The 934-nt window shown below is 74.1% G+C and carries 1 protein-coding gene; it reads left to right on the top strand.

Translation table 11 applies throughout. The annotated features are described in order from the left end of the window. A partial coding sequence (locus SACPADRAFT_RS29200) for an arabinosyltransferase domain-containing protein (RefSeq protein ID WP_040924693.1) occupies nt 1-934 on the top strand: 934 nt, incomplete at both ends.

Here is a 934-nt window from a genome sequence, read left to right as displayed (position 1 = left end):
GCCGGGCACGACGCCGTGGCCCGCGCCGGTGACGGCCTGTGGGTCGGGGCGGTCGACGGCCGGGTGCTGGTGGCGGCCTCCGGGGAGCTGCTCGCCGACGAGCCACTGCCGGCCGGTGCGTGTGTCTACCGGGTCGTCGCCGACGACACCGGGATCGAGGTGCTGCGGGACGGCGCCCGGATCGGTGGGCGGCAGAATCTGCCGCCGCCGGAGGTCTCCGAGCTGGCCACGGCCGCAGAGGGAGACCGGGCGAAAGCGGGAATGTCGGTCGAGCTCCGTCCGGACGCGCGCTACCAGTCCGTCCCGGGCACCCTGAAGATCGTCCTGTTGGTCGCGCACGGCCTGCTGCTGGTCGTGACCCTGGTCCTGGCGTGGCGGTGGTGGCCGGGGAGCTCCCGGGAACCGTGGCGGCGGCCACGCTGGTCCTGGGCCGATGCCGTCGCCGTGGTGGTCAGCGCCGCCTGGGTCGTACTCGGGCCGATGCAGATGGACGACTCCTGGTACCTGCTGATGGCGCGGAACGCGGACGCCGGCGGGTTCGTGGGGAACCACGTCTACATGGACAACAGCACGGAGAGTCCCTTCGTGCTGAGCCAGTACCTGCAGCAGGCGTGGGGCGCGCTCGCCGACGACTGGTCGCTGTGGTGGATCCGGATGGTCCCCGTCGCCTGCGGGCTGCTGACCTGGTTCCTGCTGCGCGCGACGCTGGCGAACGTGCTCGGCCGGGCGGCGCGGCTGCGGGCCGTGCCGTGGGCGCTGCTGGTCGCGCACCTGGTGTGGTTCCTCCCCTACGGCGCGTCCCTGCGCCCGGAGCCGGTGATCGTGCTGCTCGGTGCGGCGACGCTGCTGCTCGCCGAGATCGCCCGGGCCCGCGAGTCGGTCGGTGTGCTCGCCGCCGCGACCGCGTGCGCGGGACTGGCGCTGGTGGTCTCCC

This window comes from Saccharomonospora iraqiensis subsp. paurometabolica YIM 90007 (genome assembly GCF_000231035.2).
Lineage (GTDB): Bacteria > Actinomycetota > Actinomycetes > Mycobacteriales > Pseudonocardiaceae > Saccharomonospora > Saccharomonospora paurometabolica.
Note: the sequence above shows the minus strand (reverse complement) of the source record. Positions and strands in the feature narration are given on the sequence as shown.